This window comes from Myceligenerans salitolerans (assembly GCF_017349295.1).
GTDB classification, from domain to species: Bacteria; Actinomycetota; Actinomycetes; order Actinomycetales; family Cellulomonadaceae; genus Myceligenerans; species Myceligenerans salitolerans.
In genome coordinates this window covers 1-17583 of sequence record NZ_JAFMPK010000040.1, presented here as the reverse complement: position 1 = coordinate 17583, position 17583 = coordinate 1, and the positions used below count along the sequence as shown (strand labels likewise).

Below are 17583 nucleotides of genomic sequence, written 5' to 3'. Positions count from 1 at the left end.
AACCAGGTGATGACGTCGACGCGGGCGTAGCGCAGGTGTCGGCCGATGCGGGCGGCTTTGGGTCCGTCGTTGTGGGTGCGCCACCGGTAGAGGGTGGCGACGGGGACGCGGAGGAACGCGGCGACCTCGTCGATAGTCCACAGCTCGTCGATGGCGACGACGGCGGGCGGGTTGTTGTGGGGGTTCTTGGTCTTGTTCCGGTAGTTCTTGCCTGCCATGACTGCCCCTTCCCTCATGCCGCGTACGCGGTTGCCGAACGGTTATCCACAGGCCCCGATGGAGGGCCCGAGCCTGGAGGCGAGGCCGCTTGTTTCGCGGCGTCGTACTGGGCACGGCGTGTCATGGCCTGCCGGAGCGAGGCCGCGATCACGTCGACGTAGGTGGTCTCGGCGATGTGGTCGGGTTCTCGCCACACGAACCGGGCCGTGCCGTCCGGGAGCGTCTTGGACGCGGCGAGCCGGTCGGCGTCTTCGGGAGTGATGCCCGCGGCTTGCAGGACCTCACGTACGACGGCGGCGCGGTCGGCCCGGTGCTGGGTGAGGGTCTTGCCCGACCACTGCCGCGAGACCAGCACACGCCGCCCGCCAAGGCCGAGGTTGTCCCGCTCGTGAGCGGGCGACAGGCAGCCAGCCGACAGGCCAGCGGTGGGGTGTTTGGGCTGGACGCCGTAGCGCAGCCAGTTGCCACACTCGGGCGAGCAGGGCAGCACGGAGGTGTGCGCGTGGAGCCGGTCTACGTGTGCCTCATAGTCGGCGGCGCGAGCCGCCTGGAGAGCTTCCCAGGCAGGGTCTGGCACCACGTCGTCGCCGTCGAGGGATTCGGCCGGCGTGTAGGTGCCCGCGATGGACTTGGTGAGGTACTTGCACAGGTACCGCACCGCCCGGTCACTGTCGGGGGTGCCACCCAGCAGGCCCTTGATGTCGATCTGCTTCCCGAGGGTTGCCACGTGTGCGGGCTTCGCGAGGTCGCGGGTCGCCTCATCCCAGGTGGGAAGGACTTCCCCGGTGCCGGGGTCGACGTAGCCGCCCAGCGCCGCATCCCATACGGGCATGCCTTCGGGGTCGTCGGGCGTGTAGACCTCCACGTCTACCGAAGGCCACCAGGCGGCGAAGTAGGTCCCAGCGGCAACGGCCTTGATGGTCGCCCGAGGGATCGCACCGCGCACGGCGGCGTGCAGGTGGGGGGCCAGGCGCTTCTGGGCTTCCACAGCAGCGAAGTACTGGACCTTGTATCCGGCACAGCGGCGCATGTTCTGCCAGAACCGGTCAACCAGCCGGGAGAACGTGAGCGCGTCCAGCGCGGCACGCCGGTAGTCGTACGAGGCCGGGTCGACGGGCACGCCGTCACGGATCTTGCCGTAGGAGCCGAGCGTCAGGGTGAGGAACATCGAGGGACGGTGCTCACGGCCGGTCTTCTCATCCACGAACACCGCCCCCGTGGTGCCCTGCCCCATGGCCTTCTTGGGCAGGTCGGGAAAGCCCTCCAGGTGGCGGGTAGAGCGTGAGACGGTGCGGCGGCGGATGCGGCGTGCGGGGGCCAGGTTGCCGCCGTCGTCGGCCCAGCGAGCTTCGTCGAGGTCGTGCGGGTGCGGGTCCGCGTTCGGGAGAGAACGCGGCCGGGCGGGTGGGTCTTGGGTCAGGTGCCAGCCCTCGCGGCACTGGTGGATACGCAGCCGCCGAGCCTTGACCGCGCAGGGCTTGCACACGGTCTCTCGGGTCGAGCCGCAGGGGATGGGCACGAGCGTTGACGCGCCGGTCTCCTGGTCGACGACTTCCCGCAGCAGCGGACGTGTGCACACTCCGTTGGCCTCAGCGACCGCCGAAGCCATGGAGTCACCCACCACGGGCGCGACGAGGGCGGGCATCAGACAACCACCAGCCCAGCCGGAGCGGCAACGTCGGACGTATCGGAGGCGGCGAGCTCGTCGAGCAGATCCAGGGCTTCCAGGCGTCCACGTTCCCGGCCAGCCCAGAACCCAGCCGACTCACCCCGAGCATCCACCGCGCACGCCAGCCGCACCGGGCAGCCAGCACACACGCGGGCCATCGCGGCGACCTCAGCGGCCGAAGCCTGCCCAGGCTCAGCGATCCACGGCAGCAGCCGCTCCGGCCCCGAGACACATGAGCCGTGACGCATCCAGTCGGGCAGCGGGGCACCCACCGGCAGGCGAGCGGCGGTCATGCCGTCACCCCCGACATCTCCAGACCCGGAAGCACCTGCTGCATCGCAGGAACCCGCGAACGAGCCGGACGCGAGGACGAACGCAACGGAGCCAGCACCGGAGCAGGAGCCGAAACCGGCTCAGCCTCAGCCTCAGGTTCCGGGCCCGTCGCGGCCGGAGCGGGAGCCTCTGTAGGTGCGGCGATCGCGGGCACCGGCTCAGACCCAGCAGCCGCGGCGATGTCGACCGCACCGACCGAGACGGGCTCAGCCGCGGTGACCGGCTCGGCTGCCGGTGCGGGTGCGTCGGACACCACGAGGAAGGCCAGTGCGTGCGTCGAGGTCAGCACCGACAGGGGCGCGAGGGCGACCAGGACAACACCGACCAGGACCTTGACCTCTTCGGGCACGTCGTAGGCGTGGGCGGCGTTCGCGCCGATGGACACGACCGTGAAGCCGAGCATGAGCGTCCAGGCCCACGCCGAGGAGCGTCCGCGTGCCCGCAGCACGAGCGCGACCAGGCCGTAGACGAGGACCGAGGCGTCGATCACGACGGGCACGAGGAACGCGAGGGTTCCCGGGACGCGGCCCCAGGTCGCGGCATCCCGCAGCGAGGCGAACGAGAGCGCGAACGACGCCAGCGCCACCGCGACCGTCAGGGCGACGGTGAAGACGAGGACGGGCCGGGAGTCGGCCGCGATGCGGGCCACGGGCCCGGCAGGCGTGCGGTTCATGAGTTCGTCTCCTGTTCAGTAGTCGAGGTGTTTCCCGTGGAACCGTCGACGGCCTGGGTGGTGGCGTCCGCCGCTCGGCGGTTGCGCGGGTTCTTGCGGGGGGAGCGCTTCCGCTTGGGATGCTCGGATGCCGAAGTGGCACTGTCGTTAGCCGGGCCGTTGTCGGTCGGACCGGGGTTGGCCGGAGCGTCGTCGCGGGCGGGCGTGTGTCCGCCGGCGGCGAGCCAGGCCGAGGCTGCATCCGCCACCGGAGCCGGGGCGGGGGTGTCGGTGTAGGCGGGTGCGGGGTAGCGGGCCGCGACGGCGTGAATGAGTCGGTCGGGCCAGTAGTCGAACCGGCACAGCGTCGGGGTGCCGTCCTCGGTGACCAGATAGGCGGTCCCGGCAGTGCCCGAGACGCCGCCCGGTTGGATGTCGGCCGGGATGTCGTGGGCCGGTGCCAGCGGGGCGGCGGTGCCGAGCACCATGTCGGTTTCGGTCTCGGAGTCCAGGCGCAGGGCGATCTTCTGGGGCCACAGGCCGCGCGTGCCGCCCAGGGCTTCTTGGCGGGGGTTTTGCACGCAGCCGAGGACGACGACGCCGAGGGCGCGGCCCTGGGTGAGCAGCTTGGACAGGAGGCGTTCGGCTTCGCGCTTGTGCTCGAACTCGGAGTAGGCCATCAGGTCGGCCAGCTCGTCGATCACGAGCACATGCAGGGGCGCGTCGGGGGTGGCGTCGTGGTTGCGGGACACGCCACGCATCGAGGCCCCGCGCTCGTTCATGATCCGTACGAGGGTTTCCAGCACGGTCACGGCGTCGGCGGTCTTGTAGGCGACCTGCCCGAACAGGGCCCGGCCGGTCTCGACCTCGATGCCCTGTTTCAGGTCGATGCCCCACAGGCGCACGAACCCGGCGTGCACGGCCGGGGCCAGGTTTCCCGCGACCGACCAGAGCACCGAGCCCTTGCCCGCGCCGGTCGCGCCGACGACGAGGGTGTGTCGGCCGCGCACGATCAGGTCGAGCCGCTGCCCGTCACGGCGCACGCCTGCCGGAACGACGCCGACCGAGGCCGCGCCCGCGAATTCGGCCGGCATAACCGCGGTGCGCGGGGCGAGGCGCGCGATGAGGAACAGCACCAGGTCGACCACGCCGGGCTTGACGGGGCGTAGCTCGTGCCCGTGCGCGCCGTAGGCCGTGGCGATGCGGGAAGCAGCGCGCACGATGTCGTCGACCGTCTGCCCGACCACGACGTTCAGGCGCAGCACGGCCGCGCCGGGAGCGAACCGCACCTTGATGCCCGGCACGAGGACTCCGCCGTCGGGTTGACGTACGCCGAGCCCGGCAGCCGTGCCGACCGCTTCGGAGCCCTTGCGGCCCCATCGGGCGGGGGTGCCGTGCAGCCAGCGGCGCACGTACCAGACCCGCAGACGCGAACGCCGGTATGCGGCCGGAGCCACAGCGGCCCACAGGCCCAGTACGAGGCCGGGGGACCAGAACAGCGCCCACACGATCGCCGGTCCCGTCAGGGTCGAGCCCGGCCAGCCGGACAGTTCGAGCCCCAGCCACAGCAGGCCCGCGACCACGAGGCCGAACACCGACAGGGGCAGGTGACGGCCTGCCCAGGCGAGCGTGGCTTGCACGAGCATCCACGAGCGGCCCAGCACGAAGGCCAGGACCGTGACCAGGGTCCGCAGTACCTTGCCGAGGACGCCGGGGCGGCCGAGGGTGGCGGCGTGGGTGCGGGCCCGAGCCCGGACCACAGTGGTGTTCACCGTGGCCCGGAACTCGCGTGCCTTGTCGAGGGGGTTCACCGTTCGCCCGCCTCGTTGTCGTTCTGGCAGTTGGCGTGCTCGGCGCGGAAGTGCTCGACGAAGGAGCGGCCGAAAGGCACCAGCGCCGTGGTCATCCACCCGCCGCACACGTCACACTCGGCCCGCACCGTGGAGGTCACCGTCATCGCAGGTCACCCCCGTCCCGCTCGGCGTGCAGACGCCGGTTGAGGTGGTCGCGGAACTCGTCCAGGCGCGACTGGAGCGAGGCCGAGTCGTCCATCAGGTCACCGTGCAGCCGGGTGACCACGTTGACCTCGGCCAGGTGCGTCATGAGCGCGAGCCACGACTGGGACGCACGCTCACCCGCAGCCTCTGCCGCCTCCAACGCCTCCACGACCTTCCGGTTCGTCTGACGCGTCGTCTCGACCGAGGCCATCACCGCTCACCCCTGGCGGTCTGCTCTTCCAGCCGGTCGGCCACCTTGCCCGCCAGCGTGTACAGCACGTCGACCTGCGTGCGGGCGTGCAGCGTGCCGTCGCGCAGGTCCGAGAACTCCGGGAGTCCGGTCGCCTCCATCGCGTCCTTCGCGGCGGCCAGCGCCTCCGAAGCGGCCTCCAGCGCGCGCATCGCCGCGTAAGCCTCCGCGGCTCCCTTGTCCTTGCGTGCCAGTCCGAACATCAGCCCTGCCCCTTCCCGTCGTCGTCCTGCTTGCCGTCGTTGGTGTTGCGGTTGTCGGTGCGGTTGAAGGCCGCGCGCCGGTCTGCCTCGGTGCGCTCGTCGAACCACGAGCCGTCGTAGCCCTGCCCGTAGATGCGGCCCGGAGCATCGGGCGGGACGATCCGCAGACGCGGAGGCTCAGCAGCCCGCGCCGTATCGGCCGCCTGAGCGGTGACCTGGCCCAAGTCGCCGACCTCACGAGCCAGCCGGTCAGCCTCCGCCTGGAAGCCGGGCAGGCCGACCACGTCGAAGCAGTCGCGCGCCTGCCCGAGCGTTCCGGCCGCCTCATCCAGCAGCCCCGCGGCGACCTGGAGGGTGTCCGCGCGGGTCACGCCGCGACCGCCTTGCGGGGGTTGCGCACGTTCTTGATCGCATCCGCGCCCGGCATCAGGCAGCCGCCTTCGAGCCCGAGCCGCCCGCCGTCGCGTCGACCGTCTTGCCGTCGATCGAGGCGATCCCCTCTGCTTCCCACGACACCGACAGCGCCTGAGAACGGCGGTCCACCCGCGCGTTCGCCGTCAGGCCCTCGAACACGATCGGCCGGAACATCCCCGGCGCGGGCTCGGTCATGGCAGGGACCGTGACCTTGACCGTCTCCGTGGAGACCCGACCCCACGACTCGGTCTGGTACAGCACCTCCACACCCCACAGAGGCAACCCCGTGCCCTCGTGACGCGCCTGGTTCTCACCCGGCCGACGCTTCCCGTCCGCCGTCTCCACCCACTCCCGCACGGCCTCCACCACACCCGTAGCCGCCATCTGCTGCCTGCTGCTGTCCACCGCAAACGTCGCCATCTCGATCACTCCTTTTGGTTCATGCCGGGCGCTCTGCCCACAACCAAGAAACCGCGCGAGCGGGGGACGACCACACCCCCTTGCGGGACGTTTGGGGACGTCTTAGACTGGTGGAAACGTCCGTGAACGGCCCTGGGGAGGGTTCATGTCGAACGAACGACTACGCGCCGCGATGACCGACAAGGGACTGACAATTCAGCAGCTCGGCGAAGAGGTCGGCGTCGACCCCAAAACTGTCGAACGCTGGATCACGAAGGACCGCACGCCCCACCGGACCCACCGCATGAAGACGGCAGCCGTCCTCGGCAAGACCGACGTCTACCTCTGGCCGTCGACCGAATCTGATCCGCGGACGAAGTCGGCCGCACGCGCGGAGTTCGTCGACCTCTACCCGACGCGCGCCACGGTCTCGGTCTCAACCTGGATCGACCTCATCGAGAACGCCAAGGAGTCGATCGACCTCCTGGCGTTCGGGGGCAGCTTCCTCCACGACAGCATCCCGGAGTTCGGCACCCGCATCAGCGCACGGGCTCACGACGGCGTGCGCGTCCGAATGCTCTTCGGTGACCCCGATTCGGCCGGCGTCGCACGTCGAGGCGAGGAAGAAGGCATCGACGACCTCCTGAGCGCCCGATGCCGCCTCACCTGGAGCTACCTCAAGCCGATTCTTGGCAACCAGGGAATCGAGGCACGTAAGCACGGCAGCACCCTCTACGCCTCCATCTACCGGTTCGACGACACCCTCATGGCAAACGTCCACGCCTACGGCGCCCCGGCCGGTCAGTCACCGATCATGCACATCAACCGCATCCCGGGCGGACGGCTCTTCGCCCACTACATGGAGTCGTTCGAGCGGACGTGGGAGGGTGCCGAACCGGTCTGAGCACGCGTAACGTCGGCCCTATGCCCCGGATCGACTACATCGACGACCCCAACGCGCCGAGCATCAACAGCGTGGTCCCCTCCGTCGTGGCGATCGTCCGCGACGACGACGGCCGCGTACTGATGATCCACAAGACCGACAACGACCGCTGGGCACTACCCGGAGGCGGACATGAGCCGGGCGAGAGCATCGCGGACACCGTCGTTCGCGAGGTCAAGGAGGAAACCGGGTACGACGTCGAGGTCGAGACCATCACCGGCACCTACACGAACCCGAACCACGTCATGGCCTACGACGACGGCGAGGTGCGACAACAGTTCTCCATCGCGTTCCGTGCGCACCTGATCGGCGGAGAGCGCCGCACGAGCAGCGAGAGTGACGAGGTCGAGTGGCTAACGTCGGACCAGATCGACAGCTTGAACCTGCACCCGTCGATGCGCCTACGGCTCACCCACGCGCTCAGCGGAGCCGAGCGGCCATTCATCGGATAACCCCAGAATCGCGCGAGCACGAGCGGCAGACGCCAGGAGCTCAGGACCCGAGAACTTCACCGCCCGATGCACCGGATGCGAGGCTTCATAGCGGCCAAGAATCTCCGCGACCCGCTTCTCCGGAGTCGTCGCGACACCATCCGGGCCGGTCACCAGGTCAATCAGAGTGACCACGTCGAGCCACTTTGCCGACGGTTCAGGCATCCTCGCCAGCCTGTCCGACAGCCCACGTTCGGCAGCTTCCCAGACCGCGCCAGTGTGCCACGCGACGAGGCCGACGACTTCGTCCGGAGCGCCGCACCTGCTTAGGTAGACCGCGCCATCGAGCGGGTGGAAACCGGTCAGTGCGAGCTTCGGTGCATAGCCCAGGTCGTGCAGCCAAGCTGCCGCCCTGACGTCCTCCGGAAGCCCGACGTCCGCGACGAGTCGATCCGCGAGCTGGCCGACGCTTCGCACGTGCTGCCAGCGCCGCCCGAGGTCTTCCAGGCAGCGCTGTGCGAGTCGCGGCGCCTGGTCTGATTCCCACATGGCGCCATTCTGTCGCATCTCCAGATTCTGCCCTGCTGAGCCCGCATCGACGTCAGGTGACACGGTCAGCCATCGGAAACGTCGAGGTCGTGCCGAATCGCATCTACCATCTTTTTCTCCAGAGCCAACAGCTCTGGATAATCCTCATTTCCGCTTCCAGCGAGGAGCTTCTGAGTCACTTTTTGTAACTCATCCGCAATTTGACAAACTTCGATGTTGCCACTGATTTGAACATCAGCGAAAGCGGCATTGTAGTCGTTGAAAGCATCCTCTAGTCGCCGGAGGTCGTCGAAGCGCACTCGCCGCTTGCTCTGGACAACGGAAAGCCTTATCTGGAATGCACTCAGTGCCCGCAGATAGTTTGAGTAGGCTTTTCGCTTCATGATGAGTTTTTCCTGGTTCCGCTCGTGACGGTGCCGGATCCAGGCGGCGACAATCTGTGCCGCGCCTCCTAGGACAGCACCAACGACCACACCGACGAGCGGGCCCCAGATCCCCATGAACGCCGCACTACTGGTCTCCGCCAGATGCTGGAGTGGACTGCTTGTAACGGGCATGCCGGGAGCATAGCCACATGGAAGGCTGGCGGCAGTGCGGTCCAACTCCGACTCGGCAAGCGTGGACCGCGATCGCTGGAGGGTGTCCACCCGGCCTCAGCACTGCCGAATTGACCTCTAAGGAATCAAGGCGCGGCTTCGCCGCGCGCCGCCAGCCGGGTGAAGGGCCCCGCGCGGGGCCCCGCGCTGCGGGCGCTGCGCGCCCTCCGCGCACCCCACGCACCCCCCACCCGCCCGGCGGCCGGCACACGACAAAGCGGCCCCGACCAACGAAGGTCAGGGCCACAGGTCCACCCCATAGACGTTCAACGGAACCATGTCTCAAGCCCGTAGATGGCTGAGACGCTTGGCCGAGTCGGGTGCATCAGGCCGAGTCCCGCGGCACCGCGGGGGCCGTGGCTGGGGCAGGCATCCGGCGGGCACCTGCTGGAGTCAAGAGGATCGAGGGACGGCGTCCCTGCCCTCCATCGTCCGGGACGTGACGTCACGTCCCCGAGCGCGTCGCCGACATGATTGGAAGGGTGTTCTCGATGATCGTCTTGTCGCCCGAGCCCGATGACGTCATGCCCGTCTCAACCGTCGCGAAAATCGCACGGGCGAGTTCGGTCAGGACGATGACACGACCTTCCTTGTCGTCTTCCTGAGCGAGCGAAGAGGCCATCACGGTGAACGTATCCAGCGCCGCCATCCGCTGGCGGTAGGTGATCTCCACGTGCCGGTGGGAGCGATAGTTCTTCGAGCAAAACGAAACTGCGTAGGACAGTGCCCCGATCGCGAGGGCCTTAGTTACGAACATGCTGGCGTAGTCGGGCCAGTCCAACGGCTCAGGGTGACGGCCAGTCTCGACGATGAGCCAGATGACCACTGCCACCAGGCCCGCCCCAGAGACCGCTACACCCCACAACCACGCGCGCGCGGACTCGGCCTGCTTGTCCGCCTGCTTCTCGTAATGCCCCGCGAGGCTACCGACCCCAACACGGTCGATGACCTCCTCGGCCCGTCGCACGAGGTCAGCAAACTTCGTGCGAGACGCGCTTGCATCAGCATAGGCCCGCTCAGCCATGTCCTTGATCTTGGCGATGTCCACGACGCCAGACCGGATCTGGGGCCGCACATGCTGTGCGACCGTGTTCGAGGCGTTCCCAATTGCGCTCTTGAGAGTAGCGATGTGCTGCCCATGGTTGCCCCGTAACCCGAGAGCAAACGGCGCGACGGCACTGGCAAGCTGCTGAACCGCCTGCGCCGCGTTGCTCTTGGAAGAAGCTGACACCGCTTCCGCCGGCTCCTCGTTATACGCCAGCAAAGTCACCCGTGCCGCGGCGTACTGTCGCGCCACATCTCCTAACGGTCCGCTCCAAGCTTCCTCGCCGGGTTCGACCTGGTCCCAGAAGTCGTCGACGGGCGGCAGTTCGCTCTGCAAGTCAACGTCGATGATTCCCATGCTTGCTCGTCCCTTCCCACGGTATGTCCCCGGTGCGAAACCTACCGTCAGACCCGCGGACTATGCCTCCGGCGGGCACCTGCTGGAGTCAAGAGGATCGAGGGACGGCGTCCCTGCCCTCCGTCGTCCGCCGACTTCACCGGGACGCTGACACCGAACCCGCCGGCACCGCAACCCGCCCCGCCAAGTCCCTCGTGAAACCGACGTCAACCAGCTACAGACGGGCGGGTTGCGGTGCCGGCAGAACCGATGTCCGAGACGCGGCCCGCGCCAACGGACGACGGAGGACAGGGACACCGAGGCCGAACACATGGCCGGGTCACAGACCCGCACGGCCGACCTGGGAATTACACGAGCGTTACACGGGAGCACGAGAAACGGCGGCAAACGCTGCGAAGCGTCGAGAGACGTCATCGCAGGTCAGCCGCCGTTTCGTGAGCGTATCAGGACGCGCGAGCCCCGGACCGCTTCTTGTTCCAGATGTCGAAGCCGACGGCGAGCAGAAGCACCAGGCCCTTCACCACCTGCTGGACTGACTGGTCGACGCCCAGCAGCGACATGCCGTTCGACATGACCGCCATGATCAGGCCACCGATCATGGCGCCCGGGATGGTACCGATACCGCCGGTCACCGCGGCCCCGCCGATGAAGCACGCGGCGATCGCGTCGAGCTCGAACATCTCGCCGGCACCCGGCTGCGCCGCGTTGGACCGCGACGAGAACACGATGCCGGCGATCGAGGCGAGGAAGCCCATGTTGAGGAAGATCAGGAAGTTGACCCGCTTCACCCGCACGCCAGACAGCTGCGCCGCGGCGAGGTTGCCGCCAATGGCGTACACATGGCGCCCGAAGATACTGTGCTTCGTGATCATCGTGTAGGCGATGATGAGCGCCGCCAGCACGATCAGCACGATCGGCAGGCCACGACTGGTGGCGAGTTGCCACGCGAACCACATGACGACGGCGGCGACCAGCACGACCTTGGCCGCGAACAGCCAGATCGCCTCGACGTCCTGGTTGTAGGACAGCTTTGCCCGCCGGTTGCGGTAGCTCGCCACTGCGTAGCCGGCGACAGCGATGCCGAAGATCACGAGCGTCAGCGTGTCGTACCCGTAGCCGCCCAGCAGGCCGTTGAGGAAGCCGCGCCCGATCTGCCCGTACTCCCCGGGGAACGGGGACAGGGACATGTTGTCGAGTACGAGCAGCGTCAGGCCGCGGAACAGCAGCATGCCCGCCAGGGTCACGATGAACGCGGGAATTCCCACGTACGCCACCCAGAAGCCCTGCCACATCCCGATGAGCAAGCCGGTCGCGACGGCCGCTAGGACGCCCACCCACCAGGGGAAGCCTTCCCGGACGACGACGACGGCCGCGATGGCACCCGTCAGCGCGACGACCGACCCCACGGAGAGGTCGATGTGCCCGCCGACGATCACGATGAGCATCCCGATCGCGAGGATCAGAATGTACGAGTACTGCAGCACCAGGTTGCTGAGGTTGCCCGGGCTGAGGAGCCGCCCGTCGGTCATGAACGCGAACATTCCCACGATCACGATGAACGCGAAGGCGATACCGCTCGACCGCACGTTCTGCGTGACCAGGTCTTTCAGATTCGCAATGGTGGTCATGCGTCGGCCTCCTGTGTCATGAGCGACATCAGTCCTTCCTGGGTGGCCGACGCGACGTCGACCTCGCCGGTGATGCGTCCGGCGGCGAGGGCGTAGATCCGGTCGCAGGTGCCCAGGAGCTCGGGGAGCTCCGAGGAGATCACCAGGACGGCCTTGCCGTCCGCGACCATCTTGTTGATGAGGGTGTAGATCTCGTACTTGGCGCCGACGTCGATCCCGCGCGTCGGCTCGTCGAGGATGAGCACCTCGGGATCCGTGTAGATCCACTTGGACAGGGCGACCTTCTGCTGGTTGCCACCGGAGAGCTTGCCGACGGGGACCAGCACGTTGGGCGTCCGGGTACCCATGGACTCCCGGTACTCCTCGGCGACACGCAGTTCCTCGTGCTCGTTCACCCAGCCCGCGCGGGAGAGCTTCGGCAGCCCAGCCGCCGAGGTGTTGCGCCGCACGTCCTCGATGAGGTTGAGGCCGAGCTGCTTGCGGTCCTCCGACACGTAGGCGATACCCGCGTCGATGGCCCTGGACACGTTCTTCACCGAGACCTCGCGGCCGTGCACCAGCACCCGTCCGGAGATGTCCCGGCCGTACGAGTGGCCGAACACGGACATGGCGAGCTCGGTCCGTCCGGCACCCATGAGGCCGGCGATGCCGACCACCTCACCCGCGCGCACGGTCAGGTTCGCCTTGTCCACCATGACGCGTCCCGGCTGGGTCGGGTGATGCACCGTCCAGTCCTCGATGCGCAGGACCTCTTCGCCGATCACCGACGTGCGCTCGGGGAACCGGTTGTCGAGCGACCGGCCCACCATGCCCCGGATGATCCGGTCCTGCGTGCTCTCCGGCTCGGCCATGTCGAGCGTCTCGATGGTCTGCCCGTCCCGGATGATGGTCGTGCGGTCGGCGATCGAGGCGATCTCACCCAGCTTGTGGGAGATGATGATGCAGGTCACGCCCTCCTCACGGAGGCGTCGCAGGATGTCGAGCAGATGCTCGGAGTCCTGGTCGTTGAGGGCCGCCGTCGGCTCGTCGAGGATGAGCAGGCGCACCTCCTTCGACAGCGCCTTGGCGATCTCGACGAGCTGCTGCTTGCCCACGCCGAGCGTCGACACCGGCGCGGTCGGGGACTCGGTGAGGCCCACCCTGGCCAGCAGCTCGGCGGCCGCGGCGTTGGTCCTGTGCCAGTCGATGAACTCTCCGGCCCGCCGCCGCTCGTTGCCGAGAAAGATGTTCTCCGCGATCGAGAGGTAGGGGACGAGGGCGAGTTCCTGGTGGATGATCACCACGCCGCGCGCCTCGGAGTCGTTGATCGTCCTGAACGACGCCGGAGCGCCGTCAAGCACGATCTCCCCCTCGTACGTGCCGTGCGGGTGAACGCCCGACAGCACCTTCATGAGAGTGGACTTGCCGGCGCCGTTCTCGCCGCAGATCGCGTGGATCTCGCCGCGGTCGACCGACAGGTTGACGTCCGAGAGCGCCTTGACGCCTGGGAACGTCTTCGTGATACCCCGCATCTCAAGGATGGGGCCGTCACCGTCAGCGGGTGACTCAGTGGGTTCAGACATGCGCTGTCCTTGTTCTCTTGCGGCCTCGGCGACCCTGGGCTCGGGGGGCAGGACGTCCCACACGGAACGTCCTGCCCCGGCGAGTCTCCGCTGCCGGGGCAGGAGGTCGCGGCAGCGGTCACCTGTCCTGCACGGGTACGGAACCCCGGCGGTCAGGTGTGACGGGTCACTCGGTCTCGGCGACGCCCGACTCGACCTCTTCGGCCGTCCAGTACCCGGAGTCGACCAGCTCGGACTCGATGTTGTCCGCGTAGATGGTCGTCACTGGCAGGAGGTACGACGGCACAACCTTCACGCCGTTGTCGTAGTCCTCGGTGTTGTTGGCCTCCGGCTCCTCGCCGGCGAGGAGGGCCTCAGCAGTGACGACGGCTTGGTCGGCGAGCAGACGGGTGTCCTTGAAGATGGTCGAGTTCTGCACGCCGTCGGCGATCAGCTTGACCGATGCGATCTCAGCGTCCTGGCCGGTGATGACCGGCATGGCGTCGTCCTCGTAGCCGGCGCTGCGCAGCGCCTCGATGATGCCGCGCGACAGTCCGTCGTACGGCGAGAGCACGCCATCGACCTTCTCGTTGCCGTCGTAGTGCGCGGTGAGGAGGTCCTCCATGCGGCTCTGCGCGTTCTCCTGCAGCCAGCGCTGCGTCGCCGCCTGGTCGATCTCTGTCTGCTCCGAGGGCACCACGAGTGTGCCGTCCTCGATGAGAGGCTCGAGCACGGACATCGCGCCGTCCCAGAAGAAGTGGGCGTTGTTGTCGTCCAGCGAGCCGGCGAACAGCTCGACGTTGAACGGCCCCTTCGGCGCGTCCTCCACCGGCTCACCGTTCTCGTCGACCAGGCCGAGGCCGTTGAGCAGCGCGTTGGCCTGGGCGACGCCCACCTGGAAGTTGTCGAAGGACACGTAGAAGTCGACGTCCTCCGAGTCGCGGATGAGGCGGTCGTAGGAGATGACCGGGATGTCCTGCGCGGCGGCAGCCTCGAGCTGACCGGTCAGGGTGGTGCCGTCGATCGCGGCGACGATGAGCGCCTCAGCACCCGCGTTGATCATCGCGTCGATCTGCTGCTGCTGCGTCGGGATGTCATCACCCGCGAACTGCAGGTCCACGTCGTAACCGGCCTCCTTCAGACCGTCCTCCACAGCCGCGCCGTCGGCGATCCAGCGCTCGGACGTCTCTGTCGGCATGGCCACGCCGACGAGGCCGCCTTCTTCGTTCGAGTCGTCGCCCGCGCCGCTGCCGCTGCCGGCACCTTCACCGCCGCACGCGGCGAGCGTGACGGTCAGCGCACCGGTCGCGACCGCGGCGATCGCCCGGCTGTACCAGAGCTTGTTTGCCATGAGGTCTCCTCTTCGAGAGTTACCGGATCACTTGCCCGGCACTACTCCGAGATGTTAACGCTCACACCAACGCGCTCCAAACCCCCTCTGTCACGATCCCGTCACGACTGCGCGGCGCAAAGTTACCAACCCGCCCAGCCCCGGACAAGCGGCCTGCCACCGGCCTGAGCAGTCGGCCCGTCGTCGATGCTGCCGGTCGCCCGGGGAGCCGATCGCGACGTCGTATCGACCGCTCGGCGATCGGCCGCCGACTACCCCGGCTCACCCACCCGGATGCTCGGCCACCCCTCACCGTCCCAGACCAGCTCCCGGACCGCGAGCGTCGGTGCGCCGCCGGTGTCGCCGTCGTAGAAGTGGAACGCCAGGTAGTAGTCCGACGACGGCGAGCCTGGCTCTCCCACCACCGACACGGTCTGCCCGCCGGGGCCGATCATCCGGCCCGTCGTGCTCACCACCTCGGTACCACCGCCGAGGACCATGTCCTTGCCGTCGGCGTCCAGATAGGGGCCAGTGATCTCCCGCGAGCGCCCCACCATGATCCGGTAGGTCGAGTCGACGCCGCTGCAGCACTTGTCCCAGGAGACGAACAGGTGGTACCAGCCGTCGCGCTCCACCACGAAGGGCGCCTCGATGGCGTTGTCCGGGACCCCGACGCGTGACGCGACGGTCACCGGTTCGGCCCCGCCGGCCGGCTTCCCGGACGGCCACTCCAGCGGGAGCAACTGGATGCCGCCCCAGAACGACCCGAAGAGCAGCCAGGGCTTTCCGTCGCCGTCCTCGACGACGCCGGGGTCGATGGCGTTGTAGTGGGTCTCGCCGGGTGTCGATCGCACCACCAGGCCCTGGTCCCTCCACCCGTAGTCGGGGTGGTCGGGATCGAGGGTCGCACCCGTGGCCAGCCCGATCGCCGAGTCGTTGGAGCCGAACGTCGACGCCGAGTAGTAGAGGTACCAGGTGCCGTCGTGCCGGTAGAGCTCGGGCGCCCAGTAGTTCTCGACGCCGGCGACCCCGGACTCCGCGTCCCGCACCCACTCCGGGTCGCCGGCCCGTTCCCAGGCGGTTCCGGCGCGGGCCCAGGTGACGCCGCCGTCGTCGGACCGGAGGATGCGCGGGGCGCCGAACCCCTCGCGGACGTCACCGGTCCCGTAGACGAACCAGGGTTCGCCGTCGCTCCCGGCCACGAGGGCCGGGTCGTGGACGCCGAGGTCACCGGCGGAGGCCAGGGCCGCGCCGCCCGCCGCGCCCGACGACGCCGATCCACCGCGCGACAGGACGTAGGTGCCACCGGCCGCTGCCAGCAGTACTGCCACGAGCCCGATCACGACGCCGCGCCTCACGCCCGGACCAGGCGGACCATCGACCACGACACGGGGGGCAGCTCGGCCCGGGCGCGGTCGTCGGCGACCTTGGCGGACGTGTTGGGCCGAGGCTCCACGGAGGTCGAGTCCTCGGCCGTGGCGTGCCACGTGTGGTCGGGGTTGGCCAGGGTGACGGCCTCGGCGACGCGGAGTCCGGGGAAGCCGCGCAGGTCGACGTCGAGGGCGATCGGCTCGGTGACGGAGCGGTTCACGGCGAACAGGACGACGTCCCCGGTCTCGGGGTCGTGCGTGGCGACGGCGTCCAGCACGGGGACCTCGCCGAATTTCGCGGTCTCCTGCACGGGGGACTCGACGGCGAGGCGCAGGACCTCACCCCCGGCCCGAGCCGAGGTGAGGGCGAACGGGTGGAAGGTCGTCTGCTTCCAGGACGGGCCGCCCGGCTGCGTCATGATCGGCGCGATGACGTTGACCAGCTGCGCGAGCGACGCGGCGTGCACGCGGTCGGTGTTGCGCAGGAGCGAGATGAGCAGACTGCCGACGACGACGGCGTCGGCCACGTTGTACCGGTCCTCCAGCAGCACCGGGGCCACGGGCCAGTCGTCGCCCTGCGGGGGCCGGGACTCGGCGCGCTGCTGGTACCAGACGTTCCACTCGTCGAACGAGATGTGGATGCGCTTGTCGAGCTTGCGAGCGGCCCGGACCTGGTCGGCGGTGGCGGCGACGGCTTCCACGAAGTTGTCCATGTCCACGCTGCTGGCCAGGAAGGAGGCGAGGTCGCCGTCCTCCTCGAAGTAGTAGGCGTGAGCGGAGACGTAGTCGACGTGCTCGTACGTCTCGGTGAGCACGGTGCGCTCCCACTCACCGAACGTGGGCATCTGCGAGCTGGAGGAACCGCAGGCCACGAGTTCGACGTCCGGGTCGATCATCCGCATGGCGCGGGCGGTCCCCGCGGCGAGGCGGGCGTACTCCTCGGCGGTCCTGTGGCCGATCTGCCACGGACCGTCCATCTCGTTGCCGAGGCACCACATCCTGATCCGGTACGGGTCCTCCACGCCGTTGGCGCGACGCCGGTCGGCCCAGAACGAGCCGCCGGGGACGTTGCAGTACTCCAGGAGGTCGAGGGCCTCCTGGATGCCACGCGTACCGAGGTTGACCGCCATCATCGGCTCGACGCCGGATCGCCGCGCCCACCTCATGAACTCGTCCACGCCGAAGGTGTTCGGCTCGGTGGAGTGCCAGGCCAGGTCGAGCCGCCGGGGCCGCTGTTCGACCGGGCCGATGCCGTCCTCCCAGCGGTAGCCGGAGACGAAGTTGCCGCCCGGATAGCGCACGGTGGAGACACCGAGCTCGCGGGTGAGGTCCAGGACGTCACCGCGGAAGCCGTCGGCGTCGGCGGTCGCATGCCCCGGCTCGTAGATGCCGGTGTACACGCAGCGGCCGAGGTGCTCGACGAAGGTGCCGAACGTGCGGGGGCGTACGGGACCGACGACGAATGCCGGGTCGACGGTGACGGTGGCGGCGTGCATTGGTGCTCCTCATATGGACGTGGCGCGCGCCCCACAGCAGCAGCGCGGCTTGTACATCGTTGTAGACACGGAAATGGTGCACACCTGATGCCCGATCGGTCAAGCCGCAGCCGGCCACCAGGATCGCCGTCGCGCACGATGCGGTCGGCAAACCGTCGAGC

Annotated in this window: 20 protein-coding genes; 2 read left to right on the top strand and 18 right to left on the bottom strand. The window is 68.6% G+C overall.

Translation table 11 applies throughout. The annotated features are described in order from the left end of the window. From J0911_RS09990 to J0911_RS09945, 10 genes are all read right to left on the bottom strand, one after another. Window positions 1-218: helix-turn-helix transcriptional regulator (locus tag J0911_RS09990; RefSeq protein WP_207275324.1), on the bottom strand; the 218-nt coding region annotated here is incomplete at its 3' end. Window positions 219-232: 14 nt separating this feature from the next. After that, a complete protein-coding gene (locus tag J0911_RS09985; protein WP_242636549.1) occupies window positions 233-1864 on the bottom strand; it encodes a replication initiator in 1632 nt (543 codons plus the stop codon). Continuing rightward, window positions 1864-2181, bottom strand: a complete 318-nt coding sequence (locus J0911_RS09980; RefSeq protein ID WP_207275323.1) for a WhiB family transcriptional regulator — start codon at window positions 2179-2181, stop codon at window positions 1864-1866. The genes J0911_RS09985 and J0911_RS09980 overlap by 1 nt, the downstream gene beginning before the upstream one ends. Beyond that, window positions 2178-2894: a DUF2637 domain-containing protein gene (locus J0911_RS09975; protein WP_207275322.1), complete on the bottom strand. Its 717-nt coding sequence runs from the start codon at window positions 2892-2894 to the stop codon at window positions 2178-2180. Before J0911_RS09975 ends, J0911_RS09980 begins: the two co-directional genes overlap by 4 nt. Then, complete coding sequence (locus J0911_RS21075; protein ID WP_207275321.1) at window positions 2891-4684, bottom strand: FtsK/SpoIIIE domain-containing protein; 1794 nt, start codon at window positions 4682-4684, stop codon at window positions 2891-2893. Before J0911_RS21075 ends, J0911_RS09975 begins: the two co-directional genes overlap by 4 nt. Next, window positions 4681-4830, bottom strand: a complete 150-nt coding sequence (locus J0911_RS09965; RefSeq protein ID WP_207275320.1) for a hypothetical protein — start codon at window positions 4828-4830, stop codon at window positions 4681-4683. The genes J0911_RS21075 and J0911_RS09965 overlap by 4 nt, the downstream gene beginning before the upstream one ends. After that, window positions 4827-5081, bottom strand: coding sequence for a hypothetical protein (locus tag J0911_RS09960; RefSeq protein WP_207275319.1), 255 nt, complete (start codon window positions 5079-5081; stop codon window positions 4827-4829). Before J0911_RS09960 ends, J0911_RS09965 begins: the two co-directional genes overlap by 4 nt. Next, entirely contained in the window at window positions 5081-5323 is a 243-nt protein-coding gene (locus J0911_RS09955) for a hypothetical protein (RefSeq protein ID WP_207275318.1), read from the bottom strand. The genes J0911_RS09960 and J0911_RS09955 overlap by 1 nt, the downstream gene beginning before the upstream one ends. Continuing rightward, window positions 5323-5694 carry a hypothetical protein gene (locus tag J0911_RS09950; protein WP_207275317.1) on the bottom strand — a complete coding sequence of 124 codons (372 nt, stop codon included), beginning with the start codon at window positions 5692-5694 and terminating at the stop codon, window positions 5323-5325. The genes J0911_RS09955 and J0911_RS09950 overlap by 1 nt, the downstream gene beginning before the upstream one ends. Window positions 5695-5749: 55 nt before the next feature. After that, window positions 5750-6157: a hypothetical protein gene (locus tag J0911_RS09945; protein WP_207275316.1), complete on the bottom strand. Its 408-nt coding sequence runs from the start codon at window positions 6155-6157 to the stop codon at window positions 5750-5752. A 145-nt stretch (window positions 6158-6302) separates the two neighbouring features. Here J0911_RS09945 and J0911_RS09940 point away from each other — a divergent pair, with 145 nt between their 5' ends. Both J0911_RS09940 and J0911_RS09935 read left to right on the top strand, forming a co-directional pair. Next, window positions 6303-7040, top strand: a complete 738-nt coding sequence (locus tag J0911_RS09940; RefSeq protein ID WP_207275315.1) for an XRE family transcriptional regulator — start codon at window positions 6303-6305, stop codon at window positions 7038-7040. A gap of 20 nt (window positions 7041-7060) precedes the next feature. Continuing rightward, complete coding sequence (locus J0911_RS09935; protein WP_207275314.1) at window positions 7061-7531, top strand: NUDIX hydrolase; 471 nt, start codon at window positions 7061-7063, stop codon at window positions 7529-7531. On the opposite strand, the gene J0911_RS09930 is transcribed toward J0911_RS09935, so the two are convergent. From J0911_RS09930 to arfA, 8 genes are all read right to left on the bottom strand, one after another. After that, on the bottom strand, window positions 7481-8077 hold the full coding sequence (locus tag J0911_RS09930; protein ID WP_242636548.1) for an HD domain-containing protein: 597 nt from the start codon (window positions 8075-8077) through the stop codon (window positions 7481-7483). The two genes, J0911_RS09935 and J0911_RS09930, sit on opposite strands and share 51 nt — an antisense overlap. 47 nt (window positions 8078-8124) lie before the next feature. After that, window positions 8125-8616 carry a hypothetical protein gene (locus tag J0911_RS09925; protein ID WP_207275313.1) on the bottom strand — a complete coding sequence of 164 codons (492 nt, stop codon included), beginning with the start codon at window positions 8614-8616 and terminating at the stop codon, window positions 8125-8127. Window positions 8617-9100: 484 nt separating this feature from the next. Then, complete coding sequence (locus tag J0911_RS09920; protein WP_207275312.1) at window positions 9101-10057, bottom strand: hypothetical protein; 957 nt, start codon at window positions 10055-10057, stop codon at window positions 9101-9103. Window positions 10058-10500: 443 nt separating this feature from the next. Then, window positions 10501-11685 (bottom strand): multiple monosaccharide ABC transporter permease, encoded by a 1185-nt coding sequence (mmsB, locus tag J0911_RS09915; RefSeq protein ID WP_207275311.1) that lies wholly within the window; start codon window positions 11683-11685, stop codon window positions 10501-10503. After that, window positions 11682-13247, bottom strand: coding sequence for a multiple monosaccharide ABC transporter ATP-binding protein (gene mmsA / locus J0911_RS09910; RefSeq protein WP_207275310.1), 1566 nt, complete (start codon window positions 13245-13247; stop codon window positions 11682-11684). Before mmsA ends, mmsB begins: the two co-directional genes overlap by 4 nt. A 166-nt stretch (window positions 13248-13413) precedes the next feature. Further along, window positions 13414-14577, bottom strand: a complete 1164-nt coding sequence (gene chvE, locus J0911_RS09905) for a multiple monosaccharide ABC transporter substrate-binding protein (protein ID WP_207275309.1) — start codon at window positions 14575-14577, stop codon at window positions 13414-13416. A 251-nt stretch (window positions 14578-14828) separates the two neighbouring features. After that, window positions 14829-15899, bottom strand: a complete 1071-nt coding sequence (locus tag J0911_RS09900; protein ID WP_207275308.1) for an arabinan endo-1,5-alpha-L-arabinosidase — start codon at window positions 15897-15899, stop codon at window positions 14829-14831. A gap of 11 nt (window positions 15900-15910) precedes the next feature. Continuing rightward, window positions 15911-17422: an arabinosylfuranosidase ArfA gene (gene arfA, locus J0911_RS09895; protein ID WP_207275307.1), complete on the bottom strand. Its 1512-nt coding sequence runs from the start codon at window positions 17420-17422 to the stop codon at window positions 15911-15913. Between the last annotated feature and the right edge of the window lie 161 nt (window positions 17423-17583).